Origin of the sequence: Arthrobacter mangrovi (assembly GCF_026011795.1) — a bacterium.
Taxonomy (GTDB): Bacteria; Actinomycetota; Actinomycetes; order Actinomycetales; family Micrococcaceae; genus Crystallibacter; species Crystallibacter mangrovi.
The window spans coordinates 89,879-112,880 of the sequence record NZ_BRVS01000009.1 but is presented as its reverse complement, the minus strand read 5'-3'; the positions used below and the strand labels follow the sequence as shown (position 1 = coordinate 112,880).

Genomic DNA, 23,002 nt, shown 5'->3' with positions numbered 1-23,002 from the left:
AAGGAGCACCGTCATGACCAACCACCAGCCGATCGGCCCCGTCGACGCCACCAAGGTTCCGCGCTACGCCGGACTCGGCACCTTCGCCCGGCTGCCCCAGATCGACCGCGTTCCGGACTACGACATCGCCATTGTCGGCGTCCCGTTCGACGGCGGCACCTCCTTCCGCCCGGGCGCCCGGTTCGGTCCCGCAGGGGTCCGCGAGGCCTCGCGGCTGCTGCGCCCCGGTTACCACGTGGAGCTCGACGTCGAACCCGTGAACGAGACCCAGGTGGTTGACGCCGGCGACATTGCCTGCACCCCGTACGACATCACCCGGGCCGTACGCGAGATCGAGGAGCAGGCCCTGCCGCTGCTGGGGGAGGGCAAGCGGCTGATCTCCATCGGCGGCGACCACACCATCGCCCTGCCAATGCTGCGGGCGCTGAACAAGGCCCGCGGGCCGGTGGCACTGCTGCACTTCGACGCGCACCTGGACACCTGGGACACCTACTTCGACCAGCCGGTCACGCACGGCACGATGTTCCGCCGGGCGTTCGAGGAGGGGCTGCTGGTGGAGGACAAGTCCATGCACATCGGCATCCGCGGGCCGGTGTACGACAGGGACGACTTCCTGCGGGACCACGAGTTCGGCTTCCAGATCATCCGCTGCTCGGACCTGGACGTGATCGGCGTTCCGGCCGCGGTGCAGCGGATCAAGGAGCGGCTGGGGGATACTCCCGTGTACGTGTCGATCGACATCGACGTGCTGGATCCGTCCTTCGCGCCGGGGACCGGGACTCCGGAGATGGGCGGGCTGCTCTCGCGGGAGCTGCTGTCCCTGCTGCGCGGGCTGAACGGGATCAACATCGTCGGCGCGGATGTGGTGGAGGTGGCACCGGCCTACGATCATGCCGACATCACCACGCTCGCCGCGGCCACGGTGGTTTTCGACCTGCTGGCGCTGATGGTCAACCGGGACAAGGGCGTCTCGGCTCTCGACGAGGGCGAGTTTGAAGCGGCCGCCGTCTGACCATTGCTCGAAGCGTGACCCCGGGGCTTCCGCTGGCCCCGGGGTCATTGCCGTCAGGTGAAGCTGAACCTCAATTTTTCCTGAATTCGGAGACGAAAGCGCGCCTGTGGGCGCAGAATGGAGTCCTCGCAGTGAAGGGAGGTAGCACCATGCGCGGCAGCAATCTGATCTGGACCATCGTCGGCATCCTGATAGCCATTGCGTTGATCATCTGGATCGTATCGGCCATCTAGGGTCCGTCAGCGGAAGTTCCGGCACGGGGCAGCCGGGCTTCACCAGCGGCCTTTCAGCTGGAGCGGACGGCGGGCACGACAGCAGCGAGTCCGGCATCCGCCAGCGCCTTGGCGAACACCGGGGCGAGGCGGTCATGCCCTTCAGGGGTGAGATGCAGGCCGTCCGGGTATAGGTGCCGGGTGAGGTTACTTTCTGCCACCCAGCCCGTGGCGTCGATGAAGGGCGCGTCCTCCGCTTCTGCGACGCGGGCGAGAACCTGGGCGACTTCGATGCGCCGCGAGGCCGGGTCGCCGCCCTGGTTCAGGGGACTGACGACGGCGAATCGCGCGTTCGGGTACTTCGACTTCAAGATCTCCACGGTCTGCAATGCCGCCGCTTTGATCTTGCCGTCCGGATACTTGAGGTCGTTTCCGCCGCCTTGCATAACGACGAGGCCGACGTTTCGGGCGGGCAGGTCGTAGACGCCGTTCTTCAGCGACTCCAAGTAGGACGGGTGGCCGTCCTTGGGGCGGCCCTTCAGGAAACCGGTTCCGCCGTAGCCCTCGATCCGGGGCACGTAACCGGCCCGGGCGAGACCCTGGGAAACCCACGACTTGCTCGTCGGGACGGCGTTGCCGGCGTTTGCCTGCGAGTCGCCGATGACCAAGGCAATCGGGGCCGGCTCGGCAGCGGACATCGTCCCGGCGGGGCTGGAGGAAACGGAAGAAGCGCTCGGCGGCGTTGTGCAGGCAGCTAGGGCCAGGATGAGCAGCGACAGCACGCCCAGCCAGATGACCCGGAATTTCCCGCTGTCATTCCCGTGCTTCGAGACGTTCGGCATTGCAGACCCCCACAAAGTTCCCCCAAGGACTGGCAAATTCTAACCCGCCGTTCCGTGCTCCAGTCGGCTCAGCCAGAAGACTTGTCGGAGTCCGGGACGGCGCTGCCATTGAGTCATATTTACGGCGTGGGACCGTGAAGTAGGGTGATTAGGTAAGCCTAAGCTACTCTATCCTTCGTGAATCACTACAGGGGAAGCGCCGGGCTTGACGCCAGCGGACTCGTGCTCCGGTACGGGGACAGGGACGTGGTCCACGGTGCCGGGCTGCGGCTCGAGCGGGGCCGGATCGTGGCGCTAGTGGGGCCGAACGGCAGCGGCAAGTCGACGCTGCTGCGTGCCCTGGCCCGGCTGCACGATGTGTCTTCCGGGAGCGTGTCCGTTTCCACGGATGGCGGCGAAGATGCCGACGCGCTGCTGATGAAGCGCAGCGACTTCGCCCGTCATGTGACCTTGTTGTCGCAGAGCCGTCCGGTTCCGCACGGGCTGAGCGTCCGTGACGTGGTGGAGTTCGGCCGCCACCCGTACCGCGGACGTTGGCGGGCCGCCGATCCCGAGGGGAGAGCCGCCGTCGAACGCGCGATGGCGCTTACCGGTATTACCGAACTGTCCGGCCGCGGAGTGCACGAACTCTCCGGCGGCCAACTGCAGCGGGTCTGGCTGGCCAGCTGCCTGGCCCAGGACACCTCCGTGCTGCTGCTCGACGAGCCGACGAACCATCTGGACCTGCGCTACAAGGTGGAAATCTTCGACCTCGTCTACGACCTGGCGCGCCTCCACGGGGTCGCGGTGGGGCTCGTGCTGCACGACCTCGACGAAGCTGCGGCGCTTGCCGACGAGGTGGTCGTCCTGTCCGAGGGAAAGATCGCCGCCGCCGGCCCTGCCCATGAAGTGCTGGAATCCGACCTGCTCAGCCGGGTCTACGCCATCCCGATTGTCACCCATACCGATCCGCTGACCGGCAGGCTGCGCACCCGCGCGGTCGGCCGGCACACCGACCGTCAGCATGACCAACCCGAAAGGACAACCCGTTCATGAAGATCACCCAGGCCTTTGCCGCCGTCGGCGCGCTGGCGCTGCTGCTCACTGGCTGCGGCACGACCGAAGAGCCGGCCGAACAGGCAGCTGCTGCCGGCGGCGCCGGCCTCACCGTCACGGACTCGCGCGGCGTCGAGGTGGAACTCGACGGCCCGGCCAAGCGCGTGGTGGGCACCGAATGGAACGTGGTTGAAAACCTGGTCACCCTGGGCGTCACGCCCGTGGGCGCGGCCGACGTCGAGGGCTACGGTGCGTGGGTTTCCTCCGTACCGCTCGACGGCAACGTGACCGATATCGGAACCCGCGGGGAGCCCAGCTTCGACACCATCGCGTCGCTGGACGCGGACCTGATCGTCGCCACCACCGACCTGGCCGAGAACGTGATCACGCAGCTCGAAGACCTGGCCCCCGTCGTCGTCGTTAAATCCGCCGATGCGAGCGGCCAGATCGACCAGGCCAAGGAGAACCTGAACCTCATCGCGGAGGCGACCGGCACGGAGTCGAAGGCCGCAGAGGCCATCGGCGAATACGATGCCGCGGTGGCCGAGGGCAAGGCGGCGCTCGAGAAGGCCGGCCTGGCCGGCTCCCGCGTGGCGTTCGCCGACGGCTGGGTCGCGGACGGCCAGGTCTCGATCCGGCCCTTCGCCAAGGGATCGCTGATGACCGACATCAACACCGAACTCGGCCTGGTCTCCCCGTGGGAGATGGAAGGCGACGCCGCCTACGGGCTGGCGTCCACCGACGTCGAGGGCCTGACCACGCTCGATGCGGACAGCTTCGTCTACATCACCAACAAGGCCGACAAGGACTTCACCGAAGAGCTGGCCGACAACGCGGTGTGGAAGTCGCTGCCGTTCGTGGAAGCCGGCGAGGTGCACCGCCTCGACGACGGCATCTGGATGTTCGGCGGACCGGCCTCGATGACCCAGTACGTCAACGCCCTCGTCTCGACCCTGACGAAGTAGCGCCCGCGACGATGACCGAGACTGCGAAGAGGCCCGCCCCGGCCGCCGGTAGTTCGGTTGCCGGTACTTCGGTTGCGGGTGCGCCGGATCCGGCTGGCGCGGAGACACGGGGCCGGTCCGGTGCCGGGCTGGTTGCCGGCTGCGGGCTCGTGCTCCTGCTCCTCTTCGCGCTCGTCCACCTCACCCAGGGAACCGCTGCTGTGGGTCCGGCCGAACTTCTCGGCCTGCTCACCGGCAGCGGTTCGGACCAGCAGGCCGCGGTCCTGGCCGCGTCCCGGATTCCGCGGCTGCTGGCCGGGGTGCTGGTGGGCGTGGCGCTGGGCGTGGCGGGCGCTGCGCTGCAGTCCGCCACCCGCAACGTCCTCGCCTCGCCGGATACCTTGGCGGTCGACGCCGGGGCCCACCTGGCGATTGTCGCCGTGGCGGCGTTCGGGATCACGCTGCCCGCGCTGCTGTCCGGCGGCCTGGCCTTCGCCGGCGGGCTCGCCGCCGCCCTGCTGGTCCTCGCCCTGTCCGGTGCCGGCGCCAACGGCAACGGCGGTCCGATCCGCCTGGTGCTGGCCGGCACCGCGCTGGCCCTGGGCCTGCACTCGGCCACCAGCGGGCTGCTGCTGCTGTTCAGCCAGGAAACCACGGGCCTGTATGCCTGGGGCAAGGGCAGCATCGCGCAGACCAGCAATGACGAGCTGGTGCAGTTCGCGCCGGTGATCCTGCTGGCTATCGCCGGGCTGCTGCTCATGGCCCGGCGGATGGACCTGCTCCGGCTCGGCGATGACGCGTCCCGGCTGGCCGGCGCGGATCCGCGCCTGGCCCGCACCGGCGCCGTCGTGCTGGCCGTGCTGCTCTCCGCCTGCGCCGTGACCGTCGCCGGACCGATCGGTTTTGTCGGCCTGTGCGCGCCGGCGATTGTGCGGCTGCTGGCGTCCCGCGTCCGCGGCCTGGGGCGCCACCGGGTGCTGCTGCCGCTGTCCGGGCTGGCCGGTGCGGTGGTGGTGATCGGCGCCGACGTGGTGGTCCGCGTGGTGCTCGGGGCCGAGGTCGGCGTGGAAGTGCCGACCGGGGCCGTCACCACGGTCTTCGGCGCGGTGTTCCTGGTGGTCCTGGCGCTGCGGATGTCCGACGCGGGGCTGAGCGCCGCCGGCGATGCACTGGCGCGGCTCCGCTCCCGCAGAACCTACCTGGGCGTGCTGCTGGGCCTGATCGTGCTGCTGGCCGGGCTGCTGGTGGCTGGCGCGCTGCTGGGCGATGCCAAACTGCTGCTCGGGGACCTGGCCAACTGGCTCACCGGGCAGTCGGGCAACCGGGTCAGCGCCGTCCTGGGCACCCGGATGCCGCGCGTCGCGGCCGCGGTGCTCGCCGGCGCGGCGCTGGCGATCGCCGGTGCCCTGATCCAGGCCGTGGCCCGGAATTCCCTGGCCGAGCCGGGCATCATCGGCGTGTCCGGCGGCGGCGGCCTCGCGGCCATCATCGTGCTCACGAGCGTTCCGATGGCAAGTGCCTGGCTGGTCACCGGTTCGGCGCTGGCCGGTGCGGCGCTGACCGCGCTGCTGGTGTTCGGACTCGCGTTCCGCAGCGGGCTGCAGCAGAACAAGCTGGTGCTGATCGGCATTGGCGTCTCGGCGGGGCTGCTGGCGATCATCTCCGTCCTGCTGGTAACCACCGACCCCTACAACCAGACAAAAGCGCTGACCTGGCTCTCCGGCTCCACGTACGGCCGGACCTTCGCCTCGGTGCTGCCGCCGCTGGTGGCGCTGCTCCTGGCGGTGCCGGTGCTGGCCGGCCTGCGGCGCGACCTCGACCTGATCGCCGTCGACGACGATTCGCCCCGCGTCCTCGGGATCGGGTTGGGACCATCCCGCGTCCTGCTGCTTTCGACGGCGGTGCTGCTGACCGCCGGGGCCGTGTCTTCGGTGGGGGTGATCGCGTTCGTCGGCCTGGTGGCGCCGCACGCCGCCCGGTCCCTCGTCGGCGCGCGGCACTCCCGGGTGCTGCCCGTCGCCGCCCTGCTCGGTGCCTGCACGGTGGTGCTGGCAGACACCATCGGGCGCACGGTGATCGCGCCGGCCCAGATCCCGGCCGGCATCATGACGTCCTTAGTGGGAGCGCCCTACTTCATCTACCTGCTCTGGCGGTCACGGGTGGACCGGACGGCCTGAGCCAGGTACCGGCCCTACCTGTGGCTGTAGGTGAGGCAGTCCGCGTTGTCCCTGCCGGGCCCGACATGGATCGTCGGTGCCTGGCACATCAGGTTGTCATTGTGGGTGCATTCCAAGCGCTGGCACGCGCCGATGCTCGCCAGGACCTTGGGCAGTCCGCCGTGGGAGCCGGTGTCGATGAAGGTCGCGCAGGCCGCGTGGTCTTCGCCCCCGGCGACGGTGATCGCGGCGGCATTGCATTCGCTGTGGTCGTTGAAGGAGCAGTTCGTTACGGTGCAGTCACCTACATGCGAGGTCACGGTCATGATGATTCCTCCGTCTTCGGCCGCCCTTTCGGCGGCGCCTCTAATTACGGTATGCCTGCTGACGTAATTCAAAAAGGCACGTTTGCATGACCTAAAGCCTCGGGATTGATTTGGTACGGAAGGCTCTGGTTGCCGTTGGCGGAGCGGCGGGACGATGAGGCATGGTGCATTTAAGTAGGAATCTATCCGCTGTTGCCGCCGCAGCCGGTTTGGCCTTGTCGATGGCCGCCTGCGATTCGTCGGAACCGGGGTCTCCAACGACAGCGGGGCCGACACAGAGCCAGATGGCTCCGAGCACGATGCCCAGCACCTCGCCGGGCATGTCACCCGGAGGTTCGGCACCCGGGCAAGGCGGAGCCGGCGGCAGTCCGGCTGCCCAAGGAGAACCCAACGCAAGCGCCGCGCTCCTGACCGCCCTGGCCGCGGTCCAGGGTGGCGACGCCATGGTTTTGGACTTCCGGAACGGGACCCAGGCCTGGCGCGTGGACGTGGTCGGGGCCGACACCGACTACCGGGTGCTGGTCTCACCCGACGGCAGCAAAGTGCTCGAGCAGCATTCCCGGGCGGCTGATCCGGAGGACCGCTCGCAGCTGGGGCAGGCCAAGATCACGATGGCCGAGGCGATGGCTACCGCGCAGCAACAAGCCAGCGGTCAGGTTAGCGAGGCCTCATTGGATAAGGAGAACGGCAAGATCGTGTGGAAGATCGAGGTCACCAGCACCGACGGCCAGAGCACGGATGTCTTGATCGATGCCGTTAGCGGAGAGACCGTCAAGTAGCTGCCCTGTTGCGCAGGCCGCCAGAGCCGGCTTCCGGCTTAGTGGCTGCGCTGGAGGACCGGCCTTCGGCCGCGGGCAGGGTGACGGTGAAGGTGGTGCCTTCGCCGAGGGCGCTGGCGACGTCGATGGTGCCGCCGTGGCGCTCGACGATTTCCTTGGTGACGACCAGGCCGAGGCCGGTGCCGTGGATGCCGGAGCGGCGCGCCGAGCTGGAGCGGAAGAAGCGGTCGAAGACGCGCAGCCGGTCCGCGTCGTCCATGCCGTAGCCGGTGTCCGCGACCTCGAGCACGGAGGCACCGGCGTGCTGCCAGCCGCGGATGCTGACGGTGCTGCCGGCGGGGGAGTACTTGATGGCGTTGGAGAGCAGGTTGTCCAGCACTTGGCCCATCCGGGCCGGGTCGGCGGCCGCGACGAGCTCGTGGTCCACTTGGTTATCCAGCGCGATGTCCTTGGCGGCCGCGGTGGCCGCGGCGGACTGCACGGCGGCCCGCACGACGTCCGCGAGGTCGGTGGGTTCGGGGCGGATTTCCAGGGTGCCGGCGGAGGCGGAGAGGAAGTCGGAGATCAGGGTGAGCAGCCGCTCGGCGTTGCGGTCCGCCACCTCCAGGTGGGCAGCGACCTCGGCGGGCAGGTCCGGGTGCTCGAGGGCCAGTTCAAGGTAGGCCAGGATCGAGGTCAGCGGGGTGCGCAGCTCGTGCGAGATGCCGGACATGAAGTCGTCCTTGGCAGCCAGCTCCGCCAGCTGGTTGGTGACGTCCTTGAACAGCACCACCGAGCCGCCCGGGCAGTCGCCGTCCTGGCCCTCGATGCTGCGGGCCGTGGCGGAGACCGCGATGCGCTGCGGCTCCTCGCCGAGCCAGAGCAGCTGCCCGGCGACGTCCTGCTTTTCCGCGGCCCGCCGCACCGGACGGGACTCCGGCGCCAGGAAGGTGACGCCGTCGCCGTCGTAAATCCTCTGCCGCCCCTGCTGCAGGTCCGGCGCCGCATCCCTGCTGGTGCCCGCGCGGACGGCGAACGCGTCCTGCTGCCGGTTGGTGAGCGTGACCCGGCCCTCCGCGTCCAAGGCGACCAAGCCGACGTCGATGCTGTCCACCACGGCGTGCAGCAGCTGCTCGCGCTCGCGGCTGGCGGCCAGCAGACGGCGGACCTCGGCCTCCTTCACCGCGAGCTGGTCCCGCTGGAAGTCCATGTTGTTGGCGATGATGTGCACGGAGATCGAGATCGCCAGCATGACCGAGGGCAGCAGGACCAGGCGCAGCAGGTGGCCGGCATCCAGGCCGCCTGGCGCCAGCAGCGGCACCAAGGCGGTAGCCAGCGTCCCGGCGAAGGCGACGAGGATCCGGCTCTTGAACTTGCTGACCGAGAGCCAGATGACGGGGAAGACCAGCAGCAGCATCAGATTTGAGTAGGTGCGGCCAACAGCGTGCAGCAGCAGCGCGATCAGGACGAAGTCCAGCACCGGGACGATCTGGAAACTGCGCTCGGGCAGCCGTTCCCAAGGCACCACGGCGCAGGCCGCCAGCAGCACCGCGTGCAGCAGGAGGCAGAGCGTGAACAGCGGGTTCGCGAACATCGCCGGTTCCGCCAGCGCGAACACCGAAGTGACCACGAGCATGCAGGAGACCAGCGGCAGCTGGCACAGCACCACGCGGGTGCGGAGGCCGAGGCTGTGGAAGTTCCTGGCGAAGGGCAGCTGGGCGCGCAGCTGGGGCATGCGCCTCCTTTCCAGGATGACGGGAAGGCCGGCAGGTTGAACGGTAATCCACGGCAAGAATAGCGCCCCGGCAGGAAGTTGGCGCGCGCCGGGCACGTTACGGGGCGTTCGGCTCTGGCGGCGCCGCCGCGCTGGCGGGAACCTAAAGCTGGGGGGTTGTTTCCCATCCGGTTCTGTGGGTCCGGAGGCGAGCATGGACCCGTTTGTCTGGCCTCGGCCGAGCGCCGCCTGCTGGCGGTCCATCAACCGTGCGTACGGGCTGTTCGCGGCGGCCGACGCGGCCGCCATCCTGCAGGTCACGCCGCAGGCCCTCCACCGGCTCGTGTTGGCCGACCGTATCCTGGAGGTCCGGGTCAATGGGGAGCGGCGCTACCCGGGGTTCCAGTTCGACGACGGCGGACGGGTCATCCCGGGCCTCCCGTCTCTCCTCCGCGAGGCGCACCGGCGCGGCATCCAGCCCGAGGAACTCGTCTTCTGGCTTGTCTGGCCCGCGGGAGCGAAGGGGCAAAAGAGCCCGCTGAACCGCCTGTTGGCGGGGAAGAGTCCCTTCCATCAAGCGACGGGGGAAAAGATGATGGCACCGTCCGCCGTGATGAGGGGAGAGCCGGCCGCGCCTTGAGCTTCCGGGCTGGCTTCTTGAGCCTGCCTTGAGTTGCTTGAGCCGGCTTGAGACACAGGGGCAAAACTTGCCGAAAGCTTGAATCAAAAGCGGCCGAATCCTTGAGGGTGCCCCCGGATAGTCGTTGTCATCAGGCCGGAAGAGCGGCCCACCGAAACCCGCAGCACCGTTCAAAGGACAGATGACATGGGCATCAGCATGAAGACCACTTCCGGCAAGCTCCTCGCCTCCGCCGCACTCGTCGCGACCGCCGCCGCCGTCGCCGGCCTCGGCACCTTCGGTGAATTCTCCGGTTCCACCAACGCAAGCACAGACGTCGGAACAGGAAAGGTCAACATCAGTCTGGCCAACGGTGCCCAGAGCGGTTGGCAGGTCGGTGCCGCGGGTCTGTTGCCGGGCGACTCGATGCAGCGCGTAGCCACCGTCACCAACGACGGCACATCGGACCTGGGCGGACTATATTTGACCACGAGCGCTTCAACTCAGAACGCCCTCGTCGATGGAACCGCAAACGGGCTGCAGATGACGATCGACAGGTGCTCCACCTCTTGGAGCGGGACCAACAGCGGCGGTTACACGTGCGCGGACGGAGGCACGGTCACCTCCGTGGTGGTACCGGGTGCGGTTGTGCGGAAGGGGGTTGATCTGGGCCAGCTCGCGGCGCTGACTCATAACAACAGCGACAACCTTCGGCTCACGCTCTCCCTGCCTAAGGATGCTGACGACACCTTCGAAGGTCTGGGCAACAACTTGACGTTCGCCTTCACCGCGACGCAGAAGGCCGGATCCCTGAAGTAAACGCTCCTACCGAACCACCATCCATAAGGGCGGCGGCTCTGTTGGGGGAGCCGCCGCCCGATCAGCATCGAGATCCGGCATCACGAGGAAGCGCACTGAGATGACAACGATTTCCGCGCATGGACAGGCGGGTTCGCCGCAGCCCGCAGCAACCTCCTTCGGCGAGGATGGCAAGAGAGGCCGCCGCCGTCGGATAGCTACCCAAGTGCTGACATCCACGGTGCTTATCGTTGCCGCCGCTGCCTTCCTCTTCCTGGCGATCGGCCCGCGGGTGCTGGGGTACCAGACTTCAACCATGCTGACCGGCTCGATGTCCCCGCTGATCAATCCGGGTGACGTGGTCGTCTCCGTGCCCGTGCCGGTCGGTTCGGTCGCGGAGGGCGACATCATCACCTACCACATCCCGGTCGAGGACCAGCGGGTGGAAACCCACCGCATCATCGAGGTGACCACCAACGCCGACGGCACCACGGCCGTCCGCACCAAGGGCGACGCCAACAACGGCGCCGACCCGTGGACTGCGACGCTGCAGGGCGACACCGTCTACCGGCACGCCTTCACCATCCCGCACCTCGGGACCGTCATACGTGCCCTGCGCGAACCCCTGGTGCGCAACGTCCTGATGTACGGGGCGCCGGCGCTGCTAGTCGCCGGCATGCTCGTCAGCATCTGGCGCAAGCCCAGCGACGGTTCGGCCGAAGCCGCCTCAGCCGGGTCGGCCGACATCACAGCCCCCGTCCACACCAACAGCACAGCCACCATACATACCGACACGGAACCGGCGTACCATGGCTGACACCGACATTCCCGACCTGGATTCCGACCGTCCCCTCAGCCTCGCGGACGACTCCCTCGAGGAGCTCGCGATGCGGACCTTCCTCCGCAGCTACCTGGAGCTGCTGCCGGCCCGGGTCTGCCGCGTGCTGGACACCCTCCGCCGCGGCAACGCCGAGGACTCGATGGACGCCGTCCTAAGCCTGAAGGTCTCCTCGCACATGGCCGGCGCCCTGCGGATCGAACACCACTGCCGCGGCCTGGAGGCCGAGCTCCGCGCCGGCTTGGTGCCCGGCCCCGGTCCCGCCGGCGAGCTGCTCACCGGAGCCATGCGCTCGGTCCTCGCCGCCGCCGGCCTCCCGCCGGTGCCCAGGGCGGCGTAGGAATTGCGCGTTTCTTGAGGCTCCGTCTCCGGGAACCTTGAGCCGCTTACCCCACACTGAAGTACGACGACGAGGAGAAGGGAGCAACGGACGTGGCACTCACCGTGACCCACCGGTTAAGGCTCCGCGCCGCCGTCGTCCTCGCCCTGACCCTCACGCTCCTCGGGATTCCCGCCATGGCCCAGGCCGCCTTCACCGCCTACGCCGGCGCCGCGATGCCCGTCAGCACAGCCACCATCCCAGCTCCCACCACCGCCGTCACCGTTATATGCCAGGCGGGCACGGTCAGCATTGACGTGAGTCCTTACACGCCGGTTGCATTCGCCAATCGTCATGAGATCCAGCTCTTCGATGTCAACAATAAGCTGATACAGAAGAAGAACCTCCTCGGTCCTGACGGTGGAGACATCCAACTATCTGGCGGCCGTGGTCAATACAGCGGCTGGAAGTTTGAACTGCGCGGCTACTATGACGTCCCCGGCACCACCAACACCTGGACCGGCGCGCCGTTGCCCGGAACCGTCACCTGCACCTGAGATTTCTCCTCCGGAAGGATGACGGGTAGCGCGCCCCGGGCTGGCTACGCTGGAACCGACCGCAGCCATATCTACAGGGGGATTCGATGCTGCTGCCCATCATTGCCTGCGAGATTGGTTTCTGGGTCGTGCTCGTGCTGGCGCTCGTGGCGCGGTATGTGCTGCGGAAGCCGCGCACGGCACGGGCCCTGCTGATCGCGGTGCCGCTGATCGACGTCGTCCTGCTGGCCCTGATTGTCATCGATCTCCGCGGCGGTGCCGTTGCTGACTGGAGCCACGGGCTCGGTGCACTCTACCTCGGGATCTCCGTGGCGTTCGGGCATAGCCTGGTCCGCTGGCTCGATGCCAAGTTCGCGCAGCGGTTCGACGGCGCACCGGCCCGGCCGAAGCTGTACGGGTGGGAGCGTGCCCGCCAGGAGTGGCGGGAGTTCGGCAAGGCGATCCTGGCCGGCGCGATCAGCGCGGCGGTGCTGCTGGCCTGCATTTGGCTGGTCGGCGACGCCTCGCGGACGGCGGAACTGGCGGGGTGGCTCCCGCGGATCGGCCTGGTCCTCGGCATCTGGGGCATCATCGCCCTGTCCTACACCGTCTGGCCGAAACGGGCGCCGTCCGTCAGCGCTCCGGACGGGAAGGCGGACGCGGCCTCCCGCCCGCCGCGCTGAAACACTGATCACCCGGAACGGATGACGACCCGCGGCCGCACCCGGACCTACCCTGTGGACGTGAGACCTATCCTTATCCTCGCCGCCATCCCGGTACTGGCCGCCGCATTGGCCGGATGCTCCGAGCCCAGAGGGGAACCCCCGGAAACCCGCCCGGCGATGTCGCCGAGCCAGTCGTGGACGGGAAGCATGTCCCCGTCCGCCGGGCTCGGCGTCCTGTCCGATTTCAGATGCGCCCCCGACGAGAACGGCGTGTGGCGCGGCAAAGCGACGCTGCGCAACGTCGGCAGCAGCCCCAACACCTACACAGTGCAGTTCTCGGTGGTGCGCACCGCGGACTCGCAGGTGATCGGCGTGAAGAAACAAGACTTCACGGTTGAACCGGGGGAGTCTGTCGACGTCGCGTTCCCGACCGTCGCCACCAGCAGCTCCAGCGGGCTGGAATGCCAGCCCAGCGTGACGGCGCAACCTGTCTCCCCGGCCCCGAGCGGATCCCCCAGCCCTTGAGCCGAACCCGGGCCGGCGCCGTCCGCGGGCGAGGCCATAATGGGACGATGAACCGCTCGGGGACAAGTTCCCGGGACAGCACGCCGCCGCCGCGCTGGTACAGCCGGCTGGCAAGCACCGTCGTGCTCTGGCTGCAGCGGATCGGCTACCTGCTGGTCACGGTCCTGGCGGGATGGGCGGTCTACGAGCTGCTGATCGACGGACTCAGCGATGACGCCCGCCTGCCATGGGCTTTCTTCTTCGTCTGGGTGCTCGCGGCCTACATCCTGCTGCCGCGGCTGAACCGCCTCCTGACTCGGATCTACGTGCCCAACTACTTCATCGGACGGGCGCGCACGGTCGACGGGCTGCTGGGCGACCCGGTGAACCTGGCCGTCATCGGGGACGCGGACTCCCTGCGGGAAGCGATGCTCGGGGCGGGCTGGATCGAGGCGGACCCGGTCACGCTGTCCAGCAGCTGGCGGATCGTCCGCGACTCCCTGCTGCGCCGCAGCTACCCCTCGGCCCCGGTCAGTCCGCTCTTCGTGTTCGGCCAGAAAGAGACGCTGGCCTTTGAGCTGGAGGTGGCCGGCAGCCCGGCGCAGCGGCACCACGTTAGGTTCTGGGCCTGCCCGCCGGAATGGAGGCTGCCCGGCGGCTGGAAGGTGGACTTCGTCGGCGCCGCCACCTTCGACCGGCGCGTAGGCCTGTCGCTCTTCACCTTCCAGATCACGCACAAGATCGCCGAACAGACCGACACCGAACGCGACCTCGTCACCGCAGCGCTCGCCAGCTCCGGAGCCACCGTCCACATGCTCCGGCACTTCTCCACCGGCTACCATGCCCGCAACGGCGGCGGCGACGCGATCGAAACCGACGGCGACCTGCCCATGATCAGCCTCGCCCCGCCGTCGTCCGCACCGTCGGCTGAATTAAGCTAGGTAACGGCGGGTCCATGTGGGCCCTGTCAACAAAACATACTTGGCTCAGCTTGGTCAGAGACGAACGGCGCGGAGGTTCCTGCTGGCCCCCTTACAGTCGAGGAATCTCTTGGCGGACTTGGCGACGGTATCGTCGGCGTACTCACGGTGATCTTGAAGCAGGACAACAACGTCTGCGACGGAGGCAGCTGCTTCAAGATCCTCGACGCACCGCAGCTTCGCATTGGGTGCCACCCAATCCTTGACGTGGGGGTCATGAAACGCCACGTCCGCTCCCTTGTCGAGCAGGATGTTAGCTAGGGGCACAGCCGGAGATTCCCGCTGGTCGGAGATGTTGGGCTTATATGTCACCCCGAGCAAGAGCACTTTCGAGTTTTTCAGCGACTTTGTATCTTCGTTGAGCAGGTCTGCTATTCGGTTTACAACGTATGTTGGCATATTGGCATTGATCTCTTGAGCCAGTTCTACGAAGCGGAACGGGTAACCGAGTGTTTTCTTGACTTGATAGCCAAGATAATTGGGATCTATAGGGATACAGTGGCCCCCGACTCCGGGGCCGGGGTAGAAGGCCTGGAAACCGAAGGGCTTGGTTTTGGCAGCCTCAATGACATCCCAAAGGTCAATGGACAGATCATGGCAAAATCGCGCCATCTCATTTATGAGAGCGATGTTGACGTGCCGGTAAGTGTTTTCCAAGAGCTTGGCCGTCTCGGCTTCCCGCGCACCCTTTGCGGGTACAACAATGTCGACAAATCTCGAGTAGAAAGAAACTGCGCGGCGGCCTGATTCTGGTGTCACCCCGCCGACGATCTTCGGTGTGTTGGCAAGGCCGTACTTCGAATTGCCCGGGTCAATGCGTTCGGGCGAAAAAGCGAGAAAATAGTCAACATCCAACTGTAATCCTGACCCATCCAGGATAGGTCGGAGAACCTCTTCAGTCGTACCTGGGTAGGTGGTCGATTCTAAGACGACGAGGGTGTCCGGGGTCAGGTTGTCAGCTATGGACTTGGCTGCGCAGATCACGGCGGACAAGTCCGGACTTCCTGCATCACCGAGGGGGGTCGGTACGCAGATGACGATGACGTCGGCTGCCCCCAATGCGGACGGATCCGAAGTTGCGTGATACCCCAGCCGGCGCATCTCTGCGAGCCGATCATTGCTTACATCGTCAATGTGAGACTGGGCAGCATTCAGGTGGTGCACAGTGTTGTGGTTGAGTTCGAAGCCGGTCACCTTGAGTCCCGCCAAGGCGGCCCCTTCCGCCACCGGCAGCCCTACATATCCTTGTCCCACTACTACAAGCTGAGTCATATCTTGATTCCTTGCATAGCTTGATGCTGATGATGGAGGAACCCCGTACTGAGGGCTCCATTCTGAAGAGAGGGGATGTCAGACCCCGAGGCGGGCGGCAACAGTGTGCGGTGAGTTAGCGCCCGGATTTTCCGGTCGGTTCAAAGGCTGTGAGGGCAGGAAGCCCATGCCCTGACCAGTTAAATAGGGTGAGGTTCGAGTGGCCATTGCAAACCTCGGGAGTTGCGTTCACGCCCGGCAGCCAGCCCGGCTCCCACACGATGTATCCCACGCCGTGTCCACCGGGCACCTCGCGTAGCACCAGGTTTAGTGCTTCAAAAAAGTCGGCTTGGCCCAAGGGCGTGGGGGGATACTTCGCCGCGTCAGGAAGGGCATCGATATCGGTGACAACACTAGGACAGTCGTCCCCGCTCGAGAGGGTCCAAGGGTAGCCTGTTTCGGCGACGATGATGTCTTTACCAAACCTTGACGACAGGGACTTCAAATTGTTGCGGAGGTCATCCAGCGAGCCGTGCCAGAACGGGTAGTAGGACAAGCCGATCAAGTCGAAGGGCACTCCATGCGCCTTAACCTGGTCGAAAAAGTAGGCCGATTCCTCCGCATCGCCGCCGGTATCCGTGTGAATCATGATGGCCGGTGGATCTTGCGGATTACCCTCTTTGGCGCCGGCTACACCGGCCTTGAGTAACTCCGTGAACCCTGACCACTCCTCGCCGCCAACCGGATAGACCTGGCCCACGGGCCACATCATCCCGTGGATCACCTCATTCCCTATCTGGACAATATCCACGGGGGTGCCCTGGGATGCGAACTTGGCGATAACGTCGCGGGTGTACTTCTTGACGGTAGCGGCCAATTGCTGGGTGTTTTGGTTTTGCCATGCCGCGGGAGTCTGCTGCGTAGTCCGGTCTGCCCATGAATCCGAGTAGTGCAGATCGAGCATTATCTGCATCCGGGCACTATTCGCCCGCCGAGCCAAGGTCAGGGCACTTTTCAGATCGCTGGTGCCGGCCTGAGGATTCACCCACAGCCGGATGCGGGAGTAGTTCGCTCCGTGGCTGGCGAGGATCTTCTCAATGGGGGCGACCCGGCCGTTGTCCGTCAGTTTCTTCCCGATGGCTTCTTCCTGAAGGGTAAACGACATGTCGGCTCCGCGGATTCGTAGCGTCGCCGCAGGCGCGTTACTGGTCATCTGGACAGATGCAGCAACCAGCGCTGCGAGCGCGACCGAAATTCCGATTCCCAGGGCTGCGGTGCGTCCTAACCCTCGTCGACGGCGGTAGGAACGGTTGGGAGGCTTTTCCTGTGAGGTCATCGTATGGTCCGGATGGTGGCGAACTGCTCAGCAGCCTCGAGCCTGTGGACCGAGCCAAGAGCACGAGCGTGAGTGACCAAAGCATCGCCGTTCGAGGGACTCGGCGGGGGCGCGGTTTCGGACTCGTAAGCATCCATCGCTTTGGCTTTGGCAACGATTGGTGGACCTGAGATGTCTTCGAAGGTGTCGAATTTCAGACCCGTGGGAGCCAACTCCGTCGTATATACAGCGACGTGATAAACGAAGACGTTGGGAACGTACCAGTGGTCCTTTTTCATCGACACGCGAGCTGCTCTCAGGCCAGCCTCGTAGACGGCGATGTGATCTTGGTGAAGGTCGGGATAGGGCAAGTAGAGCTCGGAAGGCTGGTGTTTGGCGAGTACGCTGTCGAATTCGTCAACCAACTCGCGGCCACCGTAGGCCTCCTCGAGTTCGAGCCAATGCATCTCGCGGTACCCAAGGATTGCCTTCGCCCGGGCAGCTTCCTCACGTCGTATCGATGTCGGTATGGAGCAGACTGCGACGACGCAATCGTTCGGATATTTGGCCAGCATTCCTCCGCAGCCCAAGACTTCATCGTCTGCATGCGGGGCAAGGATTAAGCGACTCATTTGTCCTCCTTCGACGAATAATGCGTTCTACAGAAACGGCGCCACGTAGCTGGGATAAATGGCTATGGCCATTGCGACCAAGGCAGCACTGGTACTTGCCATGAGGGTTGGCGCTGCGGCAGTGGCCCGCAGGCCCTCCACGAAAACCGTTCCGTTGGCCCGGGCTGCCTCTGCGGCATGCAGCAGAGGGATTGCAAGGCTGACGATCCCGTACCAAGTGGCACCGAGCAGACATAGGAAGACGTATCCGTAGGCCTGCGTCTTTGCCTCTCCAATCAACGCAGCCGAAGCCATAACGGCCGCAATCGTTATGTATGGCATTACTAGACGCGTTGGCAGAGGTTCCAATCCTTTCTGGGCTTTGGGCGTCACCCGGAAGGCAAGGGGCTTCGGCCGGAACTGCTGAATGACAGCAGCGACCACACCCCAGGCGATGTAGGGCCAGCGAGCGAAGGCGTAGATCCAGTTTTCCCAGCTGATGATTGGCGCGTCGACGGGCCTCAACAGCCCTCTCCTGCGGATATAGACCGTGATGGCCAGCATGAAGACATTAAGCAGCATCCAACGCGCCAGGAACTCAAAGTAGTTGACGTTGACCCAAGCTGTTCCGCTAACCGCGGCGATCACGGGCAAAGCCAGCCCCGCCGCCGTCGTAACAGCGAGCAACGGATAATACGAAAGCGCGAAGAGGAATCGGATCCGTAGCGGCCAGGAAAACCGCCTCAGGTGGGCCGGAACCATATTGAAGAAGAGCATGACCAAGCTGCGCGACCACTGGAATTCCTGTGTGACCATCGCGGCAAACGTGGTTGGCCCGTCGCCGTGTGCCTCGGCGGTGTATGCGAAGGCTGATCTCCACCCTGCAGACGTCAGCAGGAACGAGGTGGAGAAATCCTCGGCGAGCTCGGGTCCGAGGCCGCCGATGCTAGCCAATGCCTCTGTACGCACCGCATAGTGCGAGCCGATGCAGGATGGCGCGAGCCCGTCGGAATGTCCCAGTTGGACAGGTCCGTGAAAGGTGGCCTCCCGGTGGAGGCGCCCTCTGGCAGACCAGGACTCGCGGGCATTCGAATCGTTCACGCTCGGCGCGGCGACGTAGCCGATAGACGGGTCCGAAAATGGCCGGACCATCTCGGCGAGATACGTTGGGGCGGGAACATGGTCGCAGTCCAACTGCACTACGACGTCGTAGAGGTCGTAACCCCAATTGTCGTAGAAATAGGCAAGGTTTCCTTCTTTGCACTTAGTCCGGCGCGGCCACTCCGCGCGGTGGTAGGCATCGACGCCCTTGCGACTGGAGACGTTGACGCCGTTCCCGCGGCACCACACCAGCACTTCGTCCGTGGGATCTTCATCTGCCAGCCAGACGTCGTAGGGATGGGGGAACTTCTGGCCAAGCATGGCGGTCAGAGTGCGTTCTGCTACGGCCCACGGCTCTGACGGCGCCTTGGTCACGATGAATGCCGTCTTCACATCAGGGATAGGGAGATCTGGATTTATCCGCCGCAAGCGACTGACCACCACCAGGAAATAGCTGGGCAGATAGGAGAGGTAGAAGAGAAGGACCGAGTTCACGACCAAACCCGCCCACCCCACACGATGTTCCGGCTGCAACCACCAGGCCCAGAAAGCAGCGAAAGCCACGATCCAGCCTGCAGTCAACAGACCAAGTACGAGACGGTCCGTGCTGTCCAAGGTATGGATGAAAGTGCCTTTTCGAGCTTGTTGCGTTGGAGCTTTGGTTCCTGATAGCACGGGTCCGCCGGGCGTTAGGCCGATAATCTCGCTTGAGCCGGGGCCTTGAGGGACGACGGTCTCGAAGCTGCCGCGGCCTTCGCCTTCCTGGATGGTGGAACTCATGCCGGAGCCCTTTCGCCGGTGACCGCCTGCTGGTAACCCAAAGGATTCAGTTGCTGGAAGTGCCACGCATCCCGGCACATGTCGTCGAGGTTTCGCTTCGCCCGCCAGCCCAATTCGGCAGCGGCGAGGTCGGGGGAGGCAACTAGTTCCGGCACATCGCCGGGGCGGCGCCCGACAATCTCGTAAGGAATCTCTACGCCGCTGACGGCTGCAAACCTGCAGACGAGATCCAATACTGATGTGCCGACTCCCGTGCCCAGGTTGTACCGGCGGAACCCCGAGATCTTTCCTCGTTCCAGCGCCAAGCGATGCCCTTCAACGACATCCATCACGTGGATGTAGTCTCGAATGGCTGTTCCGTCCGGAGTGGCGTAATCGGATCCGAAGACGTTTAATTCGCTCAGCCGTCCCGCGGCAATTTGTGACAGCAGAGGCATGATGTTTCCTGGGATGCCGGTGGGGTCTTCGCCAAGCAGGCCGCTTTCATGAGCCCCCACCGGGTTGAAGTACCGGAGGGCTGTCACCGACCAATCCGGGTGAGTGGCGCAGATGTCTTCCAGTATCTGCTCGCATATCCACTTGCTTTTCGCGTACGGATTTGTGGGCCCGGGGGCGGAGGACTCGGTGAGCGGGATCTCGGTGGCATTGCCATAGATGGAACACGAAGATGAAAAGATCAGGTGTTTCACGTCGGCCAGGTTCATTGCGTTTACGAGGTCAAGAATTCCCGCTACGTTGTTCGTGTAGTACTCACGGGGACGGTTCATAGAATCGCCCACCGCCTTGTAAGCAGCAAAGTGAATAACGACGTCGATCGAGTAACAGTCGAAAACCGACTGCAGCGCCGACTGATCCAGCAGATCCACCTTTAGGGAAGTCAGATGTCCTGCCCCGCTGATCTCCCGTACACGATCCAAGGCAGCCGGCGAGCTGTTGCTGAAATTGTCTACTACTACGACATCGAACCCGTTTGCTAAGAGATCTACGCAGCAGTGACTGCCGATGAATCCTGCGCCACCCGTTACTAATGCGGTGGGGTTGCCCATGGTGCCCTCCAAAGCTGGTTAAGTTCGTTTGTGTTCGGAAACCGACTATCGAACCGGTCGACCCATGGCCCGGACTTTCCAGCCGGCGTCGCGCCACCGGTCGATGTCCAGAGCGTTTCGTGCATCAAGGATTCTGGGGACGCTGGCCAATCCGACCACGCTCACCGGATCGAGTTGGCGGTAAACGGGCCATTCCGTGAGGTGAACTACCAGTTCAGATCCTTCGATCGCTTTGTCGATGTCCAAGGCGTAGTTCAGTGCAGGGTGCGCAGCCCGTGCATTATCGATGGCCTCGGGGTCGTGCACCCGGACATTGGCGCCGCGTTCATGAAGGGCCTGGGCGACATGCAGGGCAGGGGAGTCCCGGACATCGTCGCTGTTGGGCTTGAAAGCGGCACCCAGGACGGCGATGCGCTTCCCTGTGAGCGAATCCTCCAGCATGGTTTCGGCCAGGTCCACGGCGTTATGTCGCGAATTGGTGTTGACCCGATCGACATTACGGAGGAAATCGAGGGCCTCGCTGACGCCCAGTTCTTCCGCGCGCGCCATGAATGCCCTGATGTCCTTGGGGAGGCAGCCGCCGCCGAATCCTACTCCCGGTACGAGGAAGCGAGGGCCGATACGGGAATCGTGTCCCAAGGCCGCCGCGAGCGGCATGATGTCAGCCCCGGCTGCTTCGCATACTTCCGAGATGGCGTTGATGAACGAAATCTTGGTTGCCAAGAAGGCATTTGCCGAGACCTTGACCAGTTCCGCCGTGGCGAGATCTGTGGCGATGTGCGGTGTTCCCGCGTCGATCACGGAGGAGTACACATCTTTCAACACCAACTCCGCGCGGCTGGAAGCCGTTCCTGTGACCAGCCTGTCCGGCTGCAGCGTATCTTGCACTGCAAAGCCCTCGCGCAGGAACTCCGGATTCCAAGCCACTTCCGCTTCGGCACCGACCGGGGACAGTTCCGAAATCAACCTGGCCAGCCGACGGGCGGTCCCCACGGGAACCGTGGATTTGCCGACCACCAGACATGGACGATGAAGGTGGGGAGCCAATCCGTGGATTACGGCGTCAATGTACTTCATATCTGCCGCGTTGGTCCCGGGTTTCTGAGGAGTGCCAACACAGATGAAATGAACATCACCGAAGGCCGCTGCCTCCTCCAGCGATGTGGAAAAGCTCAACCGGCCAGCGTCGATATTTCTCCGGAGAAGTTCCGGGAAACCTGGCTCGAAAATAGTCGTCTGGCCTTGGCTCAACCGTTCGATTTTTACCGGGTCGATGTCAACGCCGAGAACTTCATGACCAAATTCGGCCATGCCGGCGGCGTGGACTGCACCGAGATATCCGGTGCCGATAACTGTGATGCGCATGAGAACTCCAGCTGGAACAAGGCACAGCAGTCCTTTCAAACGTGCTGTGCAGGAAAAAGAGAGGAGGGCTTAAACCCGTTCGGCCAGGATTGCTTCCTGCCGATTGACTGCGTTGCCTTCGAACTGGGCGCCGGCAAGGGCATCAGCAGCCGCAGATACTTCAGAAGGGCAGGACCTGAAGTAATCGATGGTGGCGCGGAGGCCGTCTTCTGTGGACACACGAGGGCTCCAGCCCAACCGTTCTTGTGCTCGACTGATGTCCGGGCGGCGCCGGGTCGGATCGTCCTTCGGCAGGGGATGGAATTCGATGCTTGAGCTCGACCCTGTTGCCTGGAGTACGAGCTGGGCAAACTCGAGGACCGTGCGTTCCACGGGGTTACCAAGGTTCACAGGTCCGGCCTCCGAAGAGTCAAGCATGGCGATCAATCCGTCGACCAAGTCATCGACGTAGCAGAAGCTGCGCGTTTGGCTCCCGTCCCCGTAAATCGTAAGGGCGTCGCCATTGAGGGCCTGCGAGATAAAACTTGAGACCACTCGTCCGTCTTCGGCCCTCATTCGGGGGCCGAACGTATTGAAGATGCGGACAATGCCGACATCGACATTCCGCGTACGCGCGTACGCCATGGAAATGGCTTCGGCGAAGCGTTTGGCCTCGTCATAGACACTTCGCGGCCCGACGGAATTTACATTCCCCCAATAGTCCTCAGTCTGAGGATGGACGGTGGGATCTCCATACACTTCACTGGTTGACGCCAGCACGAAGCGCGCGGAATTCTTTTCGGCCGCTGCCAAGACGTTTTCGGTTCCTCTGCTGCCCACAGCCAAGGTCTCCAACGGTAGCCTGTGATAGTCCGGCGGCGAGGCAGGGCTTGCTAGATGTGCGATGGCGTCCAACGGTCCAGGCACATCCACGGCCGTGCTGACGTCGGCTTGGATGAACGAGAAGTTCGGATTCAGCGAAAAGGCATCGATATTGTCTAGCCGACCGGTCGACAGGTCATCGATAGCGATAACTGTATCGCCTCTTTCGAGCAATCTTTCCGCAAGGTGGGATCCGAGAAATCCGCAGCCCCCAGTAATCAATACACGCATAACTGACCCCTAATTCAGACGGAAGCCGTTGCGCCATTCAGTACATGAAGGCGCAGCGAATAAGGCTTCCTATTGCGATCTCCCCAAATGAGACATCCGAGACGATGTCTGCTTCAATTCGGTTTCGGTAAAGACCGATCACCGATTGCCTACCTCACATTCCCCAATATTTGTAGCTTCAAA

The 23,002-nt window shown here is 64.6% G+C and carries 23 protein-coding genes; 13 read left to right on the top strand and 10 right to left on the bottom strand.

Annotated features, from left to right (window positions below; all coding sequences use genetic code 11):
- Positions 1-13 precede the first annotated feature (13 nt).
- Entirely contained in the window at positions 14-1,012 is a 999-nt protein-coding gene (speB, locus tag AHIS1636_RS11775; protein ID WP_264796021.1) for an agmatinase, read from the top strand.
- A gap of 286 nt (positions 1,013-1,298) precedes the next feature.
- Here the strand turns inward: speB and AHIS1636_RS11770 are convergent, their stop codons facing one another.
- Positions 1,299-2,066: an SGNH/GDSL hydrolase family protein gene (locus tag AHIS1636_RS11770; protein ID WP_264796020.1), complete on the bottom strand. Its 768-nt coding sequence runs from the start codon at positions 2,064-2,066 to the stop codon at positions 1,299-1,301.
- A gap of 177 nt (positions 2,067-2,243) precedes the next feature.
- Between AHIS1636_RS11770 and AHIS1636_RS11765 the strand changes: the two genes are divergently transcribed.
- Genes AHIS1636_RS11765 through AHIS1636_RS11755 form a run of 3 tightly spaced genes read left to right on the top strand, consistent with a single transcriptional unit; the run spans position 2,244 to position 6,222 of the window.
- Positions 2,244-3,101, top strand: coding sequence for an ABC transporter ATP-binding protein (locus AHIS1636_RS11765; protein WP_264796019.1), 858 nt, complete (start codon positions 2,244-2,246; stop codon positions 3,099-3,101).
- Positions 3,098-4,066: an ABC transporter substrate-binding protein gene (locus AHIS1636_RS11760; protein WP_264796018.1), complete on the top strand. Its 969-nt coding sequence runs from the start codon at positions 3,098-3,100 to the stop codon at positions 4,064-4,066. Before AHIS1636_RS11765 ends, AHIS1636_RS11760 begins: the two co-directional genes overlap by 4 nt.
- An 11-nt stretch (positions 4,067-4,077) precedes the next feature.
- Positions 4,078-6,222: an iron ABC transporter permease gene (locus AHIS1636_RS11755; RefSeq protein ID WP_264796017.1), complete on the top strand. Its 2,145-nt coding sequence runs from the start codon at positions 4,078-4,080 to the stop codon at positions 6,220-6,222.
- A gap of 14 nt (positions 6,223-6,236) precedes the next feature.
- On the opposite strand, the gene AHIS1636_RS11750 is transcribed toward AHIS1636_RS11755, so the two are convergent.
- Positions 6,237-6,521 (bottom strand): DUF1540 domain-containing protein, encoded by a 285-nt coding sequence (locus tag AHIS1636_RS11750; protein ID WP_264796031.1) that lies wholly within the window; start codon positions 6,519-6,521, stop codon positions 6,237-6,239.
- A 290-nt stretch (positions 6,522-6,811) separates the two neighbouring features.
- Here AHIS1636_RS11750 and AHIS1636_RS11745 point away from each other — a divergent pair, with 290 nt between their 5' ends.
- Positions 6,812-7,306 (top strand): PepSY domain-containing protein, encoded by a 495-nt coding sequence (locus AHIS1636_RS11745; RefSeq protein ID WP_264796016.1) that lies wholly within the window; start codon positions 6,812-6,814, stop codon positions 7,304-7,306.
- Here the strand turns inward: AHIS1636_RS11745 and AHIS1636_RS11740 are convergent.
- On the bottom strand, positions 7,299-9,020 hold the full coding sequence (locus AHIS1636_RS11740; RefSeq protein WP_264796015.1) for a sensor histidine kinase: 1,722 nt from the start codon (positions 9,018-9,020) through the stop codon (positions 7,299-7,301). The genes AHIS1636_RS11745 and AHIS1636_RS11740 overlap by 8 nt on opposite strands.
- Before the next feature lie 193 nt (positions 9,021-9,213).
- Here AHIS1636_RS11740 and AHIS1636_RS11735 point away from each other — a divergent pair, with 193 nt between their 5' ends.
- The 8 genes from AHIS1636_RS11735 (at position 9,214) to AHIS1636_RS11700 (ending at position 14,219) form a co-directional block, all read left to right on the top strand.
- Positions 9,214-9,639, top strand: coding sequence for a hypothetical protein (locus tag AHIS1636_RS11735; RefSeq protein ID WP_264796014.1), 426 nt, complete (start codon positions 9,214-9,216; stop codon positions 9,637-9,639).
- 186 nt (positions 9,640-9,825) lie between these two features.
- Entirely contained in the window at positions 9,826-10,437 is a 612-nt protein-coding gene (locus AHIS1636_RS11730; RefSeq protein WP_264796013.1) for a TasA family protein, read from the top strand.
- Between the two features lie 100 nt (positions 10,438-10,537).
- Positions 10,538-11,233 (top strand): signal peptidase I, encoded by a 696-nt coding sequence (locus AHIS1636_RS11725; protein WP_264796012.1) that lies wholly within the window; start codon positions 10,538-10,540, stop codon positions 11,231-11,233.
- Positions 11,226-11,594 carry a hypothetical protein gene (locus AHIS1636_RS11720; protein WP_264796011.1) on the top strand — a complete coding sequence of 123 codons (369 nt, stop codon included), beginning with the start codon at positions 11,226-11,228 and terminating at the stop codon, positions 11,592-11,594. Before AHIS1636_RS11725 ends, AHIS1636_RS11720 begins: the two co-directional genes overlap by 8 nt.
- A 92-nt stretch (positions 11,595-11,686) precedes the next feature.
- Positions 11,687-12,130 carry a hypothetical protein gene (locus tag AHIS1636_RS11715; RefSeq protein ID WP_264796010.1) on the top strand — a complete coding sequence of 148 codons (444 nt, stop codon included), beginning with the start codon at positions 11,687-11,689 and terminating at the stop codon, positions 12,128-12,130.
- Between the two features lie 86 nt (positions 12,131-12,216).
- A complete protein-coding gene (locus AHIS1636_RS11710) occupies positions 12,217-12,792 on the top strand; it encodes a hypothetical protein (protein ID WP_264796009.1) in 576 nt (191 codons plus the stop codon).
- 60 nt (positions 12,793-12,852) lie between these two features.
- Entirely contained in the window at positions 12,853-13,299 is a 447-nt protein-coding gene (locus AHIS1636_RS11705; RefSeq protein ID WP_264796008.1) for a hypothetical protein, read from the top strand.
- Between the two features lie 47 nt (positions 13,300-13,346).
- Positions 13,347-14,219, top strand: a complete 873-nt coding sequence (locus tag AHIS1636_RS11700; protein WP_264796007.1) for an LssY C-terminal domain-containing protein — start codon at positions 13,347-13,349, stop codon at positions 14,217-14,219.
- A 54-nt stretch (positions 14,220-14,273) separates the two neighbouring features.
- On the opposite strand, the gene AHIS1636_RS11695 is transcribed toward AHIS1636_RS11700, so the two are convergent.
- The 7 genes from AHIS1636_RS11695 to AHIS1636_RS11665 all read right to left on the bottom strand — a co-directional run bounded on the left by AHIS1636_RS11695 (position 14,274) and on the right by AHIS1636_RS11665 (position 22,819).
- The gene (locus AHIS1636_RS11695; protein WP_264796006.1) at positions 14,274-15,530 is read right to left on the bottom strand and encodes a nucleotide sugar dehydrogenase; all 1,257 of its coding nucleotides are present in this window, start codon (positions 15,528-15,530) and stop codon (positions 14,274-14,276) included.
- Between the two features lie 115 nt (positions 15,531-15,645).
- Positions 15,646-16,845: a glycoside hydrolase family 53 protein gene (locus tag AHIS1636_RS11690; RefSeq protein ID WP_264796005.1), complete on the bottom strand. Its 1,200-nt coding sequence runs from the start codon at positions 16,843-16,845 to the stop codon at positions 15,646-15,648.
- Positions 16,842-17,456, bottom strand: coding sequence for a PIG-L deacetylase family protein (locus AHIS1636_RS11685; RefSeq protein WP_264796004.1), 615 nt, complete (start codon positions 17,454-17,456; stop codon positions 16,842-16,844). The genes AHIS1636_RS11690 and AHIS1636_RS11685 overlap by 4 nt, the downstream gene beginning before the upstream one ends.
- 27 nt (positions 17,457-17,483) lie before the next feature.
- Entirely contained in the window at positions 17,484-19,316 is a 1,833-nt protein-coding gene (locus AHIS1636_RS11680) for a glycosyltransferase family 2 protein (RefSeq protein WP_264796003.1), read from the bottom strand.
- Positions 19,313-20,362 (bottom strand): UDP-glucose 4-epimerase GalE, encoded by a 1,050-nt coding sequence (galE, locus tag AHIS1636_RS11675; RefSeq protein WP_264796002.1) that lies wholly within the window; start codon positions 20,360-20,362, stop codon positions 19,313-19,315. Before galE ends, AHIS1636_RS11680 begins: the two co-directional genes overlap by 4 nt.
- Positions 20,363-20,407: 45 nt before the next feature.
- Positions 20,408-21,727: a UDP-glucose dehydrogenase family protein gene (locus AHIS1636_RS11670; protein WP_264796001.1), complete on the bottom strand. Its 1,320-nt coding sequence runs from the start codon at positions 21,725-21,727 to the stop codon at positions 20,408-20,410.
- 69 nt (positions 21,728-21,796) lie between these two features.
- The gene (locus AHIS1636_RS11665; protein WP_264796000.1) at positions 21,797-22,819 is read right to left on the bottom strand and encodes a UDP-glucuronic acid decarboxylase family protein; all 1,023 of its coding nucleotides are present in this window, start codon (positions 22,817-22,819) and stop codon (positions 21,797-21,799) included.
- Positions 22,820-23,002 lie beyond the last annotated feature (183 nt).

Coding starts and splice junctions, on each gene's coding strand:
- AHIS1636_RS11680 (WP_264796003.1), bottom strand. CDS start 19,316: ATGAGTTCCACCATCCAGGAAGGCGAAGGCCGCGGCAGCTTCGAGACC.
- galE (WP_264796002.1), bottom strand. CDS start 20,362: ATGGGCAACCCCACCGCATTAGTAACGGGTGGCGCAGGATTCATCGGC.
- AHIS1636_RS11755 (WP_264796017.1), top strand. CDS start 4,078: ATGACCGAGACTGCGAAGAGGCCCGCCCCGGCCGCCGGTAGTTCGGTT.
- AHIS1636_RS11740 (WP_264796015.1), bottom strand. CDS start 9,020: ATGCCCCAGCTGCGCGCCCAGCTGCCCTTCGCCAGGAACTTCCACAGC.
- AHIS1636_RS11695 (WP_264796006.1), bottom strand. CDS start 15,530: ATGACTCAGCTTGTAGTAGTGGGACAAGGATATGTAGGGCTGCCGGTG.
- AHIS1636_RS11770 (WP_264796020.1), bottom strand. CDS start 2,066: ATGCCGAACGTCTCGAAGCACGGGAATGACAGCGGGAAATTCCGGGTC.
- AHIS1636_RS11690 (WP_264796005.1), bottom strand. CDS start 16,845: ATGACCTCACAGGAAAAGCCTCCCAACCGTTCCTACCGCCGTCGACGA.
- AHIS1636_RS11760 (WP_264796018.1), top strand. CDS start 3,098: ATGAAGATCACCCAGGCCTTTGCCGCCGTCGGCGCGCTGGCGCTGCTG.
- AHIS1636_RS11725 (WP_264796012.1), top strand. CDS start 10,538: ATGACAACGATTTCCGCGCATGGACAGGCGGGTTCGCCGCAGCCCGCA.
- AHIS1636_RS11670 (WP_264796001.1), bottom strand. CDS start 21,727: ATGCGCATCACAGTTATCGGCACCGGATATCTCGGTGCAGTCCACGCC.
- AHIS1636_RS11735 (WP_264796014.1), top strand. CDS start 9,214: ATGGACCCGTTTGTCTGGCCTCGGCCGAGCGCCGCCTGCTGGCGGTCC.
- AHIS1636_RS11665 (WP_264796000.1), bottom strand. CDS start 22,819: ATGCGTGTATTGATTACTGGGGGCTGCGGATTTCTCGGATCCCACCTT.
- AHIS1636_RS11730 (WP_264796013.1), top strand. CDS start 9,826: ATGGGCATCAGCATGAAGACCACTTCCGGCAAGCTCCTCGCCTCCGCC.
- AHIS1636_RS11700 (WP_264796007.1), top strand. CDS start 13,347: ATGAACCGCTCGGGGACAAGTTCCCGGGACAGCACGCCGCCGCCGCGC.
- AHIS1636_RS11720 (WP_264796011.1), top strand. CDS start 11,226: ATGGCTGACACCGACATTCCCGACCTGGATTCCGACCGTCCCCTCAGC.
- speB (WP_264796021.1), top strand. CDS start 14: ATGACCAACCACCAGCCGATCGGCCCCGTCGACGCCACCAAGGTTCCG.
- AHIS1636_RS11710 (WP_264796009.1), top strand. CDS start 12,217: ATGCTGCTGCCCATCATTGCCTGCGAGATTGGTTTCTGGGTCGTGCTC.
- AHIS1636_RS11685 (WP_264796004.1), bottom strand. CDS start 17,456: ATGAGTCGCTTAATCCTTGCCCCGCATGCAGACGATGAAGTCTTGGGC.
- AHIS1636_RS11745 (WP_264796016.1), top strand. CDS start 6,812: ATGGCTCCGAGCACGATGCCCAGCACCTCGCCGGGCATGTCACCCGGA.